General features: G+C 45.2%; 15 protein-coding genes and 1 pseudogene. 10 read left to right on the forward strand and 6 right to left on the reverse strand.

Features of this window, described 5'->3' with window-relative positions; genetic code table 11:
• Positions 1-4: 4 nt before the first annotated feature.
• The 4 genes and pseudogenes from H8S64_RS11660 to H8S64_RS22565 all read right to left on the reverse strand — a co-directional run.
• Entirely contained in the window at positions 5-1,555 is a 1,551-nt protein-coding gene (locus H8S64_RS11660) for a mobilization protein (protein ID WP_186976221.1), read from the reverse strand.
• A 364-nt stretch (positions 1,556-1,919) separates the two neighbouring features.
• The gene (locus tag H8S64_RS11665; RefSeq protein ID WP_186976222.1) at positions 1,920-2,663 is read right to left on the reverse strand and encodes a hypothetical protein; all 744 of its coding nucleotides are present in this window, start codon (positions 2,661-2,663) and stop codon (positions 1,920-1,922) included.
• 11 nt (positions 2,664-2,674) lie between these two features.
• Positions 2,675-3,079, reverse strand: coding sequence for a helix-turn-helix domain-containing protein (locus tag H8S64_RS11670; RefSeq protein WP_186976223.1), 405 nt, complete (start codon positions 3,077-3,079; stop codon positions 2,675-2,677).
• A gap of 19 nt (positions 3,080-3,098) precedes the next feature.
• A pseudogene (locus H8S64_RS22565) lies at positions 3,099-3,266 on the reverse strand (tyrosine-type recombinase/integrase); the annotation flags it as partial.
• A 286-nt stretch (positions 3,267-3,552) separates the two neighbouring features.
• Here H8S64_RS22565 and H8S64_RS11680 point away from each other — a divergent pair.
• Genes H8S64_RS11680 through H8S64_RS11690 form a run of 3 tightly spaced genes read left to right on the forward strand, consistent with a single transcriptional unit; the run spans position 3,553 to position 6,418 of the window.
• The gene (locus H8S64_RS11680) at positions 3,553-4,782 is read left to right on the forward strand and encodes a site-specific integrase (RefSeq protein WP_118161441.1); all 1,230 of its coding nucleotides are present in this window, start codon (positions 3,553-3,555) and stop codon (positions 4,780-4,782) included.
• A 21-nt stretch (positions 4,783-4,803) separates the two neighbouring features.
• Positions 4,804-6,015 carry a site-specific integrase gene (locus H8S64_RS11685; protein ID WP_119993626.1) on the forward strand — a complete coding sequence of 404 codons (1,212 nt, stop codon included), beginning with the start codon at positions 4,804-4,806 and terminating at the stop codon, positions 6,013-6,015.
• A 28-nt stretch (positions 6,016-6,043) separates the two neighbouring features.
• On the forward strand, positions 6,044-6,418 hold the full coding sequence (locus H8S64_RS11690; protein ID WP_117741751.1) for a virulence RhuM family protein: 375 nt from the start codon (positions 6,044-6,046) through the stop codon (positions 6,416-6,418).
• A gap of 223 nt (positions 6,419-6,641) precedes the next feature.
• Here the strand turns inward: H8S64_RS11690 and H8S64_RS11695 are convergent, their stop codons facing one another.
• Both H8S64_RS11695 and H8S64_RS11700 read right to left on the reverse strand, forming a co-directional pair.
• Complete coding sequence (locus H8S64_RS11695; RefSeq protein WP_118161444.1) at positions 6,642-6,947, reverse strand: helix-turn-helix domain-containing protein; 306 nt, start codon at positions 6,945-6,947, stop codon at positions 6,642-6,644.
• Between the two features lie 46 nt (positions 6,948-6,993).
• Positions 6,994-7,305 (reverse strand): helix-turn-helix domain-containing protein, encoded by a 312-nt coding sequence (locus H8S64_RS11700; RefSeq protein ID WP_117741753.1) that lies wholly within the window; start codon positions 7,303-7,305, stop codon positions 6,994-6,996.
• Positions 7,306-7,758: 453 nt separating this feature from the next.
• Here H8S64_RS11700 and H8S64_RS11705 point away from each other — a divergent pair, with 453 nt between their 5' ends.
• The 7 genes from H8S64_RS11705 to H8S64_RS11735 all read left to right on the forward strand — a co-directional run bounded on the left by H8S64_RS11705 (position 7,759) and on the right by H8S64_RS11735 (position 16,365).
• Positions 7,759-8,226: a DUF3408 domain-containing protein gene (locus H8S64_RS11705; RefSeq protein WP_122141280.1), complete on the forward strand. Its 468-nt coding sequence runs from the start codon at positions 7,759-7,761 to the stop codon at positions 8,224-8,226.
• 280 nt (positions 8,227-8,506) lie between these two features.
• Positions 8,507-8,926 carry a conjugal transfer protein MobA gene (gene mobA, locus H8S64_RS11710; protein ID WP_117741755.1) on the forward strand — a complete coding sequence of 140 codons (420 nt, stop codon included), beginning with the start codon at positions 8,507-8,509 and terminating at the stop codon, positions 8,924-8,926.
• 1 nt (position 8,927) lies between these two features.
• Positions 8,928-10,136, forward strand: coding sequence for a site-specific integrase (locus tag H8S64_RS11715; protein WP_117741756.1), 1,209 nt, complete (start codon positions 8,928-8,930; stop codon positions 10,134-10,136).
• 257 nt (positions 10,137-10,393) lie between these two features.
• Positions 10,394-12,022, forward strand: a complete 1,629-nt coding sequence (locus H8S64_RS11720) for a hypothetical protein (protein WP_186976224.1) — start codon at positions 10,394-10,396, stop codon at positions 12,020-12,022.
• On the forward strand, positions 12,019-12,915 hold the full coding sequence (locus H8S64_RS11725; RefSeq protein ID WP_186976225.1) for a hypothetical protein: 897 nt from the start codon (positions 12,019-12,021) through the stop codon (positions 12,913-12,915). The genes H8S64_RS11720 and H8S64_RS11725 overlap by 4 nt, the downstream gene beginning before the upstream one ends.
• Before the next feature lie 13 nt (positions 12,916-12,928).
• Positions 12,929-15,436, forward strand: coding sequence for an Hsp70 family protein (locus tag H8S64_RS11730; RefSeq protein ID WP_117741759.1), 2,508 nt, complete (start codon positions 12,929-12,931; stop codon positions 15,434-15,436).
• 5 nt (positions 15,437-15,441) lie between these two features.
• On the forward strand, positions 15,442-16,365 hold the full coding sequence (locus H8S64_RS11735; RefSeq protein WP_117741760.1) for a hypothetical protein: 924 nt from the start codon (positions 15,442-15,444) through the stop codon (positions 16,363-16,365).

Genomic DNA, 16,365 nt, shown 5'->3' on the forward strand with positions numbered 1-16,365 from the left:
AGGATTACAGACTGATTCCTCCTCGTCCTTTCTCAATCTTCCAATCATACCGACCTTCAGCAACATCGCCAACCTCATTGAGTGTATGGCGATGTTTTATTTCATCAAAGGGCTGTCGGTGTTCCGCATAGTCACAAAGCCATGTGCCGACCGCTTTCTGCTGCTCGGTGGTCTCTCCGTAGCTCTGCATCACGCTCTTGATGTCGGCGGCTTCTGAGGGAGAGAAGATTGACTTGTGCCGCTCCGTGGCGAAATGGATAATAGCTTCAACGGCTCGCCTGAACACCTCGCTTGCCTTGTAGAGAATGTCGGCGATGATATTCAGAATATCCCGGCTCGATTTCAGCGCACCTTGCAACTGTCTTATGGTCTTGTCCTTCTCCGCCGTTGCCCGGCTCACCGCCATGCTGATGCGGTGTTGCTCCCCGGTCTTCTGCTCCTGAAGCTGTCGCAGAGCCGTGTCCCTCTCGGATTCATAAGTGTCAGCGATTGCCATGGCACTGTCCCGCTCCAGTTCGACCGCACGCTTCGCCTCGGTCAATGTCTTCGTCCATTTCGCCACCTCTTTCCTGACGGCATCGGGGAAAGATTCTTTGATATGCTCGTTCTCGGCTTTCAGCTTCTCGTTCTCCTGCTCGATGGCTGCGTACTTGCCCTTGCCGAAAAGATTGGCGATGCCGGACTTTATGCTGTCCGTGTTCTCCCGGTCAACCTCTCTCGCGCGTTCCTCCTTTTCGGCGATTTCGCTGTCAAGTTCCGCGCTGCGCCGCTGCTTCTCCTCGTTCCCGATCTGGAGTTTTTCATGTTCGGATTTGGCATTGTCCGTTTCACGGATCGCGGCATCCCTGTCGGCTTCGGCTGCTTCCTTTTCCGCCTTTACCTGTTCGGCTTCCTGCTTCTGCTTGGCAAGAATGAAGTCAGCGCGTTCAAGATGCTCCTTTCCCGTCTGCTCCTTTGAGCTGCCCCTTTCCATGTCAAGAGACTCAGCCAAGAGCGTCTGCATGTCGCTCATGGCTTTCTCGTCCAGCTTGCAGGATTTCCCGATGTCGTGGTTCATCCAGTCCCATACGATATGGGCGTGAAGGTTGGGCTTCCATGTGGCGGTATCTCCGGGAGTGCCGTAATGCCCCTCGTCACGGTGGATGAAGATTTGCAAAGCTGTGATTCCCCACCGCTCCTTGCACACCTCGCAGAAATGCTGCAACTGCTCCAGCGTGGTATCATCCTTGATTACCACTACACCCTCCTTGAGCGGAGTACTGCCGCGCACGACGGTCACCTTCCCGGTCTTCTTGTTCACACGCTCCCGATCTTTGGTCTGCATCGCCCGACCTGTCTTTTCCTTTACCATCGCGGCTATCTGATTGTAGCGTTCCGACAGCGAAGTGCCGCCGAAATCAGGTGCCACCCATGTCTCGTTTGCCGCCATGAGGTCGGTGCGGACATAGAACTTTTCCTTGCCGATATAGGCGAGGTATTCCGCTGTCCGCCTGTTGTGCGCCTCGCTGCTTCCGATGTTGCAGGGCTTGATGTTGATTGATGTCTTCTGTGCCATAGGCATGATGATGTTTACAGATTTACAATAGGGAAAGGGTCATTAGGGCGAAGCCTTAATCGGAGGGTGCAGGGAGAGGGTCACTTCCTGCTCGGGGTTCTCAGGGGTCGAGACCTCTGGGCGGAGTTTCCAAAGAGAGGGTCACTCTTTGGTCAGGGGAGTTGGGGGCTGACAGCCTCCGACCGGGTTCTTAGGGCAGAGCCATAAGTGGGACGGGGCAAAGCCCAGCCCCTCGGGAGAGCCCACAACTACGGAAGCGAAGCGTGTAGTTATAGTGGGCTATATCTGGGCAAGCCCAGTCAGTCACCCCACGATAACGGATTACCGCTCAAAAACGCGCCCTGCGCTTCCCGACCTGCCGAGCCTATGCCGGAGTAGCCTCGCCGTCATCCGTGCCGTCCTGCGCCTCGCTGTGGCTCCCTGCGCCGTTGCTGCCGGATGCCATGTCGCCGCTGTCTGTGATATGCCGATTAGCGGTTGTGTACGCCATGAACATATCGGACGGCGGATTGTGGCAGCCTCCGTCATGCACATCGGCTGACGGATTGGGACTGCCTGACAAAAGAAGGGAAGAAGAAAGGGATGCCGCACCTGTAGCCAGAGTGTCCGTTTCCTTCCCTCTTGTGTGGCAGTCAATGGCTGCGCCTCCCGGTTCATCCCCTGACGGCAGAGTGTCGGAAACAGGTGTCCGCACATCGCCCGTCAGTTCTTTAGCGTTAGCCGAAGGTCTGACATAATGGGGATTGGTGACAAGGACACCTCCGACATACCAGCCAGTGAGAAAATGCAGGGAATGAACGGAAGTGCGGTTGTTGGTCCGGGTGGTCAGCATACCGAGGCGGTTGAAACTGTCGATTAGCTTGCCGACCGTCTTACGGTTGCAGTCCAAAAACTCCGCAAGCTCCACATCGGAAGCTGCCACCTGTCCCACCTCCAGCACAATATCAATGCCCTTGATTTTATAAGCGGTTCTTGTCCGCACAGCACCGTTCATCAGGCGGTAGAGGCACCTTTGTCTGAGAGGGGAAAACCTGCCTCCCAAAAGAAAATCCCATTGTCCGGCTGAGAGTATGGTGCAGTAGTGTATGTTCTGTATCTCCTTGTTCATGGTCTGTGACATTATGGTGCTACTGCGGACATCCGGCTGTTGCCGTCCGTCAACGCTCCCGGCTTGCGCTTCTTGCCGTTGCGCAGTTCTTCAAGCCGTCTTTCAATCTCGCTCTCGCTGGCTACTCCCGAGGTGCCTCCTTGTTTGATCCAAGCGATGACTTCATCCTCGAAGAAGTAGAGTTTGTTACCGCGCTTGTGGTACGGAATACGTTTGTCGGATGTCATGGCATAGATGGTTGACGCGGATTTTCCGAGTAGCTTTGCAACCTCGTTCAAAGTAAGCAAGGTGTGTGCCTCGCCATGCTGCGAGGGTGCGTCACACAGGAATTTCTCCACACGTTCAGTGAGCAGTCCCACCTTTTCAATCAGCATGGAGACCGCCTGCGGCAGTTGGTCGAATGTTATGTTGTTCATATTATATATGTGTCGGTTTTCATTTGAGTGTAATCTGTTCGGATGCCTTGCGCTTGAGGTCGTTCACCACATCGGCATAGACCTGTGTCGTGCCGACATTGCTGTGCGTGAGCATCTTTGAAATGGTATAAAGGTCTGTTCCTGCGGCAAGCTGAAGGGTCGCGTATGTGTGCCTGAACCCGTGGAATATACAAGGCGAAGCAAGCAATAATGAACAGGTAAAGATTAAACGTAAGTCGTTTGAAATGAGCTGTATTTCTGTATTCTGCAAAATGTGGAAAATGCAAACGACAACGGAATATTGAGGTTGTTCAGTTACCAAACCGTTAGCCGGGTAGTTACCGAAACGGGAATAGGTAACACAAAGCGATGAAAAGAAAACCTCACCGTTTTGTTTGCGCTCATACACAGTGTTTTGCGTATCAAAGAGCGCTTATATGGCAAGTAACTTTGCACTAAAAAAATATAAGCGTATGAAAGTAGAAAAATTCAAGGTGTTGCTTTACCTCAAAAAGAGCGGACCGGACAAGTCAGGTAAAGCTCCCATTATGGGACGCATCACGGTAAACAGGACAATGGCGCAGTTCGGTTGCAAGCTGTCCTGCACACCGGAACTGTGGAATCCCCGTGAAAGCCGTCTGAACGGCAAGAGCAAGGAAGCGGTGGAAACAAATGCCAAGATTGAGAAGTTGCTGTTGGCGGTGAACAACGCCTTCGATAACCTTGTAAGCCGTAAAGTGGATTTTGATGCCACCGATGTGAAGAATCATTTTCAAGGAAGCATGGAAACACAGATGACCCTCATGAAAATGACAGATGCAGTCTGTGACGACATCAAGGCACGTATCGGCATAGACCGTGCGAAAGGGACTTATCCCGGCTATCACTATATGCGTCTGACGCTCGGGGAGTTCATCGAGAGCAAGTACAAGGTCAAGGATTTGGCTTTCGGACAACTGACGGAACAATTCATCCACGACTATCAGTCTTTTGCCACGGAAGAGAAAGGCTATGCGATTGATACCGTCCGCCATCATCTTGCCATCCTGAAGAAGATATGCCGTCTGGCATATAAGGAGGGATATGCCGACAGAATCCACTTCCAGCATTTTACCTTACCAAAGAAGACGGAAACGACACCACGGGCATTGAGTCGTGAATCGTTTGAGAAAATCCGTGATGTGGAAATACCCGCTTACCGCAAATCCCATATACTGGCAAGGGATATGTTTCTCTTCGGGTGCTACACCGGGGTCTGTTATGCGGATGTTGTCTCGATTACCCACGAGAACCTATATACTGATGAGGGCGGTGCTTTGTGGTTGAAGTATCGAAGAAAGAAAAACGAACTTCGTGCCAGTGTGAAACTGTTACCGGAAGCGATTGCGCTGATTGAAAAATATCATAGTGAGGATAGGGACACCCTGTTCCCTTTGTTGTATTGGTCAAATCTCAGACGACACATGAAAGCGTTGGCGGCACTGGCAGGCATCAAGGATGATTTGTGCTACCATCAGGCGAGGCACAGCTTCGCCTCGCTGATTACGCTTGAAGCTGGTGTGCCGATAGAAACCATCAGCAGGATGCTGGGACATTCCGATATTTCCACAACACAGGTCTATGCCCGTGTCAGCCCTAAAAAACTTTTCGAGGACATGGACAAGTTCATAGAAGCCACCAAAGATTTTCAATTAGTTCTTTAATCCTTTAATACAGAAAACGATATGCGAAGCACATTTTCACTTTTGCCCTACATTAACCGCAGCAAAGTAAAGGCTGACGGTACGACCGCCATACTCTGCCGTATAACCATTGACGGCAAACAGACTGCCATCAGTACGGGAATTTATTGCCGACCGGAAGAATGGAACAGCAAGAAAAACGAGATTAAATCCGTAAGGGAAAATAACCGTTTACGAGAATATTTACGACTGACAGAGGAAGCCTACAATGAGATACTGAAATCACAAAGTGTGGTCAGTGCCGAAATTTTGAAGAACCACATATCCTTGAACAACATCCATCCGACCACTCTTCTACAGATGGGTGAATGGGAACGTGAGCGGTTGAAGAAGCATTCCGAAGAAATAGACTCGACTTCTTCCTATCGAAGTTCAATGTATTATCAGAAGTACCTGACGGATTTTCTTACATCCATCGGTAAAAAGGACATTCCCCTTGAAGAAGTGACGGAGGATTTCGGCAAGTCCTACAAAGCCCACTTGAAGAAATGCAAGAACTTCGGGGTTTCCCAGACCAACCATTGCCTGCGTTGGCTGAACCGCCTGTTGTATCTTGCCGTAGACAAGGAGATTCTCCGTGTAAATCCCTGTGAGGACCTGGAGTATGAGACAAAGCCGGAAGCAAGGCACAGGTACATCAGCCGTGAGGAGTTCAAGAAGATACTTTCCACACCGATGTATGACAAGCGTATGGAACTGGCAAGACGGGCTTTCATATTTTCCACCCTGACGGGACTGGCGTATGTGGACATCAAACTTCTTCATCCCCACCATATCGGAACAAACGCTGATGGCAGACGGTACATCCGCATCAACCGCAAAAAGACAAAGGTAGAGGCATTCATACCCTTACATCCCATAGCGGAGCGGATATTGTCGCTGTATAACACGACCGATGACGAGAAGCCCGTGTTTCCTCTTCCCAACCGTGATGCCCTATGGTTTGAGGTTCACGAATTGGGAATAACCATAGGGAAAGAGGAAAACTTGACCTATCACCAAAGTCGGCACAGCTTCGGCACTTTTTTGATTTCGGCAGATATACCCATTGAAAGTATCGCCAAGATGATGGGACACTCCAATATTAGAACGACACAGGGATATGCACGGATAACCGATGATAAAATTTCCAAAGATATGGACAAACTGATGGAACGAAGAAAGGAAATATCGGCTGGCGAAAAGAAGAAATAGCAAATAATCATCATAAAATAAAGGAATTATGAGCAGAGGTATAATAACAATCAGTGAAACGGGTGCAGTCACTATGCCGACCGCACCCGTATGGATGATGCAATTTGAGATTGCCGACCTGTTCGGGGTGTTCTCGTGCAATGTCCGCAAGACGATACGGGTAATCTATAAGAACAATGAACTGAATGAAGCCGATACGATGCGATATATCAGGCAACCGGATGGTATCAGTTATGACGTTTACAACCTTGAAATGGTTATAGCCATTGCATTCAGGATATGCAGTAAAGAAAGTGCTTTGTTCAGACGGTTTATAATAAATGAAATCAGCACCACCAAAAGAGAAACGCCTGTTACGTTGTTTGTTTCCTGTGGCAGGAGTAATAACCGATGGTATAGTTGAGGTCATCCCGTCAGCCACTTGTTTCCGTTGCCACACGTTTGAAAGGCTCCGACAACGAAAAATAAGCAACTGATGGGTAATTATAAGAGCAGAAAAGGAACGGCTTACAGATGAAGTGTCAATACTGCGCTTCGTCTGTAAGCCATTCCTTTTTTCTTTTTGTCGGAAGTCTATTGCCGCCGCAATACAGGGCATACGGCAAACTGCGCTCCTTCAAGAAAAATCAAGTTATCCTTTGTCGGTAGGCGGAGCGGTAGCCGTCATTCAGCATCTTTTCAATGTCGGATTCACGGTAGAGGATTTTACCGCCCAACTGGATATAGGCGATACGCCCTTCATTGCGGTAGTCCTGAAGTGTCCGGCGGCTCACCTTCAGCCGTGCCGACACCTCCTTGTCAGTGAAGAAACGCTCACCGCCCAATGTCGGGCGGTAGTTGGCGGTCAGGTGCTCTACATTATCAAGCAGTCGGTCAAGACTGCCCATAAAGTGGATTATCCACTTGTTGTCTTTATTAATCAGTTCGTTCATATTACTTTGGATTTAGTGGAATTATTGTTGTCACTCTATTTAGTTATCAGATAGTCCTGCCTTTGAACTTCGCTTCCTTTCTTCTATCCTCCACAACGGAGACAATGAGCTCCACGTCTTCGGGACGGTAATACGTCTTGTGGTTTATCTGTGAATAAGCCAGCGTGCCGTTATCCCGAAGCGTCTGTAACGTGCGAGGGCTGATGTTGAGCATACGGCACACGTCCTGATTATCCATCCATTCGCTCATTTTCTTTTCCCCGTGCCGATGGCAGATGGCATCCATACGGCTGACGAAACGGTCGAACTTGGCGACCATTGCCTCAAAGGTCTTTCTTTCGATTGATACGATTTCCATATTGCCTTTCTTTTAATTGTTACTGTTTCTTTTGCCACAAAGAAATACATTATCCGCTGTCATGCAATGGATTTTCAAAAAGTGGCAGCGTGTTGCGCCGATATGGTAGACATTGTCCGGGGTACTGCTTTCCGTTTATCTGTGGGCAAGTCGGTGGAATACGATTTCCGTTCAGCCTTTAATTCCCTTTTTTTATAAAGAAGCCACAGCCAAAATAAGAGCTTAATTTAAAATTGTCCCCAATCGTACCTTTGTACTTTCAGCTATTCATATCCGGCAAATCGGTAAAGTCCGCACCGATTTGTCAATCTCCATAAAGCAAAACCGTACAAAAATGCCTAAGAAAATCCAAGTACTTGACTGACTGCATTAAAGCACCTTACTTCGCTCCCGATAATCGGTCAAGGTATAGACCAAGACCACATTCAACAACTTAATCAATTTGTTTTTACAATGAAAAAAGAACCAAACATTACAGAGCATCAAGCTCGTGAAATCGTGGAAAAAATGGGGCGCAGGGAACCCTACACCTCCAAGTCGATAGACGACTTCTACAGGAGTATCGGTCTGGAACCGGAGGAGCCGGAACAGCCCGGCAAGACCGTCACGGAAGAAGCAGAAATACCTATGACAGATGAACCTTCAGGAGTGGCGACCGAGGAAGCGGCAATGCCGCAGAAGCGCATCAGCAGCAAACAGCGCAGGCTGTCTTTGGAGGAGTACCGCACCACCTATCTGCAAGTTCCCAAGATTATTAACCGCAAGCCTGTGTTCGTCAGTGAGACGGTGCGTGACGAGCTGGACAGGGTTGTCCGCTACCTCGGAGGAAAGGGCATGAGCGCATCCGGACTGATTGAAAACCTTGTCCGCCTGCACCTCGATGCCTACCGGAATGACATCGAGCAGTGGCGCAAACTCTGACGGGATTACGGTGGAATCGGTTGAGCCGTTGGATGCACTCCATCGGTTCGACCGATACACAAAGTGAGTTATTACATTCGGAAATCAATCCGACAGGCGGAGGATTTTTGTGTCCTCAAAGACACAGCAAGATATATTTTCAGTTACCCGAATAATTCTAAGTAACTGAAAATGCCTTCACCGCCGTGGGCAGAATTATCCTCCGCAGTCGGATAATTTCGGGGTTCATTAATCAAAGATTAAGCAATGGACAAGCCATAAAATTAAAAGAATAAGAAGCATGAAGAAGAGCAAGTACGGGAGAAATCCCAAGTTGAACCCGAAGACACACTGTGTGATGGTGCGCTTCGATGATGTAGAATGGAACAGGTTTCTGACGATGTATGAGGAATCGAACGTGTACGCGAAGGCAGTCTTTCTCAAGGCGCACTTCTTCGGTCAGAAGTTCAAGGTGCTGAAAGTGGACAAGACGATGCTGGACTACTATACCAAACTGTCGGACTTCCACGCCCAGTTCCGCTACATAGGCACGAACTACAATCAGGTTGTCAAGGAGCTACGCATCCACTTCTCGGAGAAGAAGGCGATGGCGTTGCTCTACAAGCTGGAGAAGTGTACCATCGACCTTGTGAAACTGAGCCGTGAGATTGTAGAGCTTTCAAGGGAGATGGAGAAATGTTACCAATCCAAATCCGACTGACATGGCATCGGTCAAGGTCAAGTTTCGCCCATCCACCATAGGCGGCAAGGAGGGCACAATCTACTATCAGGTGATTCATAACCGTGTGGTTAGGCAGATATATACCGACTATAAACTTTTCGCTTCGGAATGGCAGTCCCATTCCGAAGCGGTCATACTGTATCGTGTTCCGAATAAGCAAGAGCGGAACAACCATTTGCTTTCGATAAGCTCACGCATCAGATGGGATAAGGACAGGTTAAACAAGATTATACAGACCTTATCCCAATCCGGCACATTTGTGACGGATGATGTAGTCGTGCGCTTTCAGGACAACAGGCAGGAGCCATCGTTTAACAACTATATCCGCCAGCAGATTGCCAGATTGAAACGCTTGGGGAAGATACGCACCTCGGAAACCTATACGGCAGCACTCCGAAGTTTCAGCAGTTTTATGGATGACAAAGAGGTCTTGTTTGACCAGATTAACGCTGACCTGATAGCGGAATATGAGGCTTATCTAAAAGGCAGAGGCAACTCGCCCAATACCATCTCGTTCTATATGCGTATCCTGAAAGCGGTTTATAACCGTGCCACTGAAGACGGATTGACCGAACAACGGCATCCGTTCAAGTCTGTCTATACGGGAGTGGAGAAAACTTTGAAGCGAGCCATATCGCTTGGCGACCTTAAATGCATCAAAGGGCTGGATTTGTCGTTGAAGCCAAACCTTGACTTTGCCCGTGATATGTTCCTATTCTGTTTCTACACAAGGGGTATGTCGTTCATTGATATGGCTTATCTGAGGAAGAAGGACTTGCAGAACGGCATTCTTTCCTACCGCAGACGCAAAACCGGGCAGCAGTTGTTCATCAAATGGGAAAGATGTATGCAGGAGATTGTTGACAAATATCCCGTAAACGAAACCGAATACCTTTTGCCAATCATCACAAAAAGAGGTGAAGATTATCGAAAACAATACGCCAACGAGCTTCATCGGGTGAACCATTTGCTGAAAAAAATCGGAAAACAGCTGGACTTGCCGATACCTTTGACGATGTATGTCGGGCGGCATTCGTGGGCAAGTATTGCGAAAAGCCGCAATGTGCCTATCTCTGTCATTAGCGAGGGAATGGGGCATGATTCGGAGAACACCACGCAAATCTATCTTGCTTCGCTGGATACCTCAGTGGTGGATAAAGCCAATAAAAAAATACTGGATTTGCTGTGAAGCCGTGAATGTTTTGCGAATCTGCCCAACGCTTGCCAAGAGACGGATATTATAATGCAAAATTACGCAAAATAATGATTCTTAAGTCATAAAACGCTGAAAATCTTACTTGTTGTCACGCTTTTTGTTTTGCGAGAAATACCAGATGTTTTGCGAAATCAGCTATAAAAAAGGAAAATACAACTCTATATCAACGATATAGGGTAACTCGTCCGTCTCTTGGCAAGAGATGGTAGTATAAATGGTTATTTTAGACAATGATTAAACTTATAAAACATAACCCATATCGTACTTTAGGGGTGTTATCAAACACCCCTTTAAGGGAACGCATCGCCAACCAAAACAAGCTCAATGCTTTTGCTAAGATTGGTAAGTCGGTTATATTCCCTTATGATTTCGATGGAATTATAGAGGAAGTACCTCTAAGAACTCCAGAAAACATCGCAGCAGCTATCACAGCAATTAACCTTGACAGCTATCAACTGAAACACTCCTTGTTTTGGTTTATAAATGCGTCTCCAATAGATGGAGTAGCATTGAAATACTTACAGTCTAAAGATATTATCAAGGCTAAAGAGTTATTCCAAAAGAGAGAGTCATTCTCGTCTTTAATCAATCTCGGAGTACTTGCGTTTATTGAGGGTAATTTTGCAGAAGGTTATGCAAATATTTCAAAGGTGATTCATAACGAATCTTATAGAGTCGATTTGCTTGAAACACTTGGCCTGCAAAATATTACCTTGTCAGAAAATGAGATAGCGGAAATGTTCATTGCCGACTTACTCACGGAGATACCGGCTACAAAATTATTATCAGCTGTAAACAATTCTTCGGACAAAGCGATTATCAGCGAAAAAGCAGTTAATGAACCTATCGCAGAGATTAATGCTGCAATATCTGCCGCCAAGTCAGTAAATTCCAAAGATGCCAATGCAAATCTCACCGCAGGAATGGTGTTGATGAATTCAACAAAAACAGCACTCAAACAAGTGAGAGATATTGTTGGTGTAACTAGTACGAAATATCAGATGGTAGCAGATAATCTTGCCAAACAAATACTCCAGTGTGGTATCAACTACTACAATAATGCCTCTGATGATGATGTAGAAAGCCCTCGAAAAGCAATGCCCCTTCAAGCATATGCCTTACAAATTGCAATAGGACAGCTCACCAAGGATAGATGTCAAGAGAACTATGATATTTTGAAAAAGGCAGTTGATGATATGCCTCCAGCAGAAGTTGCCATAGAAACCCGTAAAGTCAAAGAGGAACTTCGCCGTTTTTGCCAGCAACCTGATAAAATTTCACATTCAATAACGCTGCTTAATAACACCAAACCACTGCTTCAGACAATAAAGGCTAAAATTGGTACGGCCAATACGTTCTATCTGTCGCTTTCTACTCAGGTTGTAGGAAATGCTTTATACAATCTCATCGAAGAGATAAACACGGCACAAAATTATTTTAGCGCTGTAGTAAAGGTTATAAAAGAAAGTGGAATAGACCCAAAACTATTAAATTATTTAGATGATGAGCATTCACCAACGAAAATTATAGATAGTAAGGTAAAACCAGTTCTACGTGAAGCATGGAAAGCAACTACAATTATGGATGGATTTGACATGGAGACTGATTTCCGCACAAAGCGATATATTCCCAATAGAAGTTCACTCAAAGAAATGTGCGAAACTCTTCATATCTCCACGTCTTCTTCGAGTTACCAGTCTTCCTCTCGTGCATCCACAACCACCACGAGGACAACAACGCCGCCACGTACTACGCCCCCATCTTCTTCAACGTCATCATCTAATGATGAACTTCCAGTAGGGTGCTGGGTGGTTATTATAATAGCAATCATAATATTTTTAGCAAACGTTTTAGGATGACAAAAATTACTACATTATTATTTGCGCTCACAGTTCAAGTTGCCGTAAATGCAAATGCTAACGATTCGCTTCGTCATTGCTATCAGCAATTGGACATTGCGAATTCAGGTATTCAAACTCTCAAAACGGAGAATCGTGAGCTTAAAGCTAAAATCAGGACTTTGAATAAAACAATTGATACTCAAAAGACTGAAACAGACTCTCTCAAAGGTGAACTGACCGCAGCAAAAAATGACATCACAGCTCTTGCTGATAGTCTTAATGTCAACATCTCAAACACTCGTTCTGAACTTCAAGCAAGTTCAAACACTCTCAATCAAACGATTCGCGAAAAATCACAAACTGGTCTATGGATTATCATTGTGATTGCACTGATTTTCATTATACTGGCATTCATATTTGGAAAAGCAATAGCGAAACGTAAAAACGAGGTGGAAAATCTATCTGCCAAGGCCGACAAACTCAACGAGGAAATAGTCTACAGACTGTCTACTGAAATGAATGACATACAAGTTATTTCTAAACAAATTGGGGCACTTGTATCTGCACCGGGAGTTAATACCGAAAGTGAACAGAAGTTGATTACCACTCTTGCTGACCGTATCACTTTTATGGAGATGACACTATACAAAATGGATAACTCTGTAAGAGGTCATAAACAGCTTTCCAAGTCAATCAAGCAAATGAAAGACAATCTGCTTGTCAATGGATATGAGCTTGTAGATATGCTTGGTAAAGACTATCATGAGGGTATGAAGGTTACAGCAAATTTTGTTGAAGATGAGGAACTACCAGAAGGCAAGCAAATAATCACGGGCATCATCAAGCCTCAAATCAATTACAAAGGCAAGATGATTCAATCAGCTCAAATCACAGTAAGTCAAAACATTTAAAAATATATTCAACATGGCTCAAGCTAAAATGAAATTCGGGATTGACCTTGGTACAACCAATTCCGCAATTTGTAAAATGGAGAGTGGCGAGCCTGTCATTAAAAAGACAGACACGTTGAAAGACACTTTGCCATCGTGCGTATCTTTTACCAAAAAGAAAATTGCAAAAGTAGGAGATAGTGCCTATAACGACCTCCGCCAAGACAAATCACGTGCCACGAAAAAATGGTCTAATGACCGCGAAAACGTATTCATTGAGTTTAAACGAAATATGGGTACGGACAAATCGTATGAGAGTTCTAATATGGGAGAAACTTTTTCTCCGGAGCAACTTTCTGCCGAAGTTTTGAAGGCTCTCAAATCGTTTATCGGTGATGAAAATATTACATCCGCTGTTATCACAATCCCTGCCAAATTTAAAGCAGACCAAATCGCAGCTACTAAACGTGCTGCTCAAAAGGCTGGTATTGAACATTGCGAACTTCTCCAAGAGCCGATTGCCGCATCTATGGCGTATGGTCTGAGCGCATCCAACAAAAATGGTCAATGGCTTGTGTTCGATTTTGGAGGCGGCACATTTGATGTTGCACTTATCAAGGTAGAGGATGGCATCATGCAAGTTAAGGACACCGAAGGAGACAATTACCTCGGCGGCAAAAACCTTGACTATGCAATCGTTGATAGCATTATCATTCCTTACCTAAAAGAGAATTACTCTATCACAAACATTATGGAGAATGAAACCACAAGAAACATTCTTCGTGATGCCATGAAGTTCTATGCTGAACAAGCGAAAAATCAACTGTCATTCAAACCACAAGCTGACATAACCTCTCAACTTGATGAGTTTGGCGAAGATGATGAGGGGGAAGAAATAGAACTCGACATGGTTATCACTCAAGAGCAGCTTGCATCTGTACTCACACTCGTGTTTCAAAAGGCAATCGACATTACCAAGCAGCTTCTTAAACGTAATGGTTTGTCCGGAAGCGACCTTGACAAACTGATTCTTGTAGGTGGACCAACTTATTCTCCAGTTCTTCGTGAGATGCTACGCAAACAAGTCACGCCCGATGTTGATACCGACATTGACCCCATGACAGCTGTTGCAAAAGGGGCGGCACTGTTTGCTTCCGGTATAGATAGTGATGTCAAAGAAGAGTTAGCCATCGGTACTGTTGCACTCACACTTTCTTATGAAGCAAATTCGGTTCAACCAATCGAATTTGTAACCGTACAACTATCAAAAGAGGAATGTTCCGGTTATATTCCATCCAAACTGTTTGTAGAACTTGTACGTAGCGACAACGGTTGGTCAAGCGGAAAAGTCGAAATCAATGAGATAGGTGATGTCATAGAGTGTCAACTCATGGAAGGCAAAAATAATGCGTTTGCTGTCAACGCTTATGACGAAAAAGGGACAACTATCCCTTGCTTTCCTAAAGAGATAAATATCATGCAGGGTATTGTTGTCGGCAATGCTGTTTTGCCTTACAATATCTCAATTGAGGCTCACGATAGTGGTCTCGAAAAGAATGTGGTAAAGTCGGTAAAAGGTCTTGAAAAGAACCAGCAGCTTCCAGCTGTCGGTACACTCAATGGACTTAAGACTCGTAATCAATTGCGTCCCGGCATGACTGAGGACACTTTGGTGATACCCATCTATCAAAGTGAACACAACGCAGACGGCACATCTGCGATTCATAACGACCATGTCTTTGATGTAGTCATAACAGGCGATGAGATTGGACAAATAATCCCTGTTGGAAGTGATGTTGACATCACTATCAAGGTGAATCGTTCGCAAATGTTGAAACTAGAAGCATTCTTTCCCTTCAGTGGAGATACCGTGGAAAAAGATGTAAAAATCGAAGCTCGCTCGGTTATTACATCTCATGAACTGGAAAGGCTCAAAGACTCTGCGAACTTAAAACTCCATGCCCTTAAATCTTCTTCTGCAATTAAGGATTCTGAGACAGCAGAAGCAGAAAAACTCATCAATGAGGTTAACGACCGTTTCGACGGTGAAAAAAGCTCCGAAGATGGTAGGATGCATCTTCAGGCTGACATTCGCCGTGCTTTCCTGAAAATGGAAGAAGTCGAGCAAGGGCATGAATGGGATTCCATTGAAGCTGAAATCAGGGAAGAATTCGACCGCCTTGAAAAAGGGAATAATGAGCTTGGCAACAAATATGACCAACAGGTAGCCGCTGTTCGTTCACAGGTCGATTCCGTTATCCGTTCAAAGGATGTTCGTCAAGGACGAATAGTTCTTGATGATATTAACAGCTTGTTTGTTGCAGTGACACTCATCTATCAGTTAATGGGTTTCATTGACTTCCACCTTCGTAACTTTAATACCATACAATGGAAAGATGCGACCAGAGCACGTCAACTTCTGCAACAAGGTAAGGAAATTGCTAATACCAATCCGTCCGAAAGTTCACTTCATCCCATCGTACGTTCGGTCATAGATTTGATGATTGAACCACCAACAAGTGGTCCCGGCGTTAGCTTCTAAAGTGTATGGAAAAGATATGGAAAACGGAGCAACTTGAGAAAATAGCTGCTAATACATCAATATTTAAGCACATTCCCGCAGAAATCGGGAATGTGCTATACTGCGATACCAATCAGCCTGAAACCGTAAAGTTAAGTGACAAGGAATCTAAAAAAAGAAAGGTTATTGCTATTTCAATTTGTAGCATAATTTTATTATTGTATTGGTCTTTTTTTTATGAGCACTATATATGGGGAGCTATAATTACAGTGATAGCTCTGTTGGTTACTATTGGAGTTTGTGATACCACTTTTTCGGGTACAGATTACTTTGTAGGTAATAAAGGATTTGCTACCGTATCGTTTGTAGATTCAAGAGACAACATTACATCTTCCAATGTTTATCTTTTCAAGGACATGGAGTATCTCTTTACTGGCGAAACCATCGTAAAAACGAATTATACCTATAGTAATACTCAATATTACTTTTCAATATTCGGTAAAGAAGATAAGGAGACCCATCAATTCAACAGAATATTTTTTGCCGAGGGTTCTTATGATGATAAACATCCAAAAGACCCAATGAATCCTAATGGTGCAAATGAAGAATACAGTATGATGAAAATGGTAGAAAAGGTATGGACAACCCACTTCGTACTTGAACATTCCCAAGATGGGAAGGTCAAATTCGGTATTCTCAATGAAGAAACTTTATACTCTGATGCGTTATCTATTTCTCGTAATGAAGTAGATGTGTATGGGACAATATATAATCCTTCAAATACCAAAAATATCTATACATCTAATGGAAACTTGGTCATTGAACACATTAATCATTCGAAGAAATTTTTCGGCTTTATTGAAAAAGGAAATATTAGCAGTATTCCGTTGTCCTCATTAGGGAATCGTCAGGCATTTTTGATTTTTTTTGACAGGCTTTATAGAGGATAG

The sequence above is a fragment of the Butyricimonas hominis genome, from assembly GCF_014287455.1.
In the GTDB taxonomy this organism is placed as follows: domain Bacteria; phylum Bacteroidota; class Bacteroidia; order Bacteroidales; family Marinifilaceae; genus Butyricimonas; species Butyricimonas muris.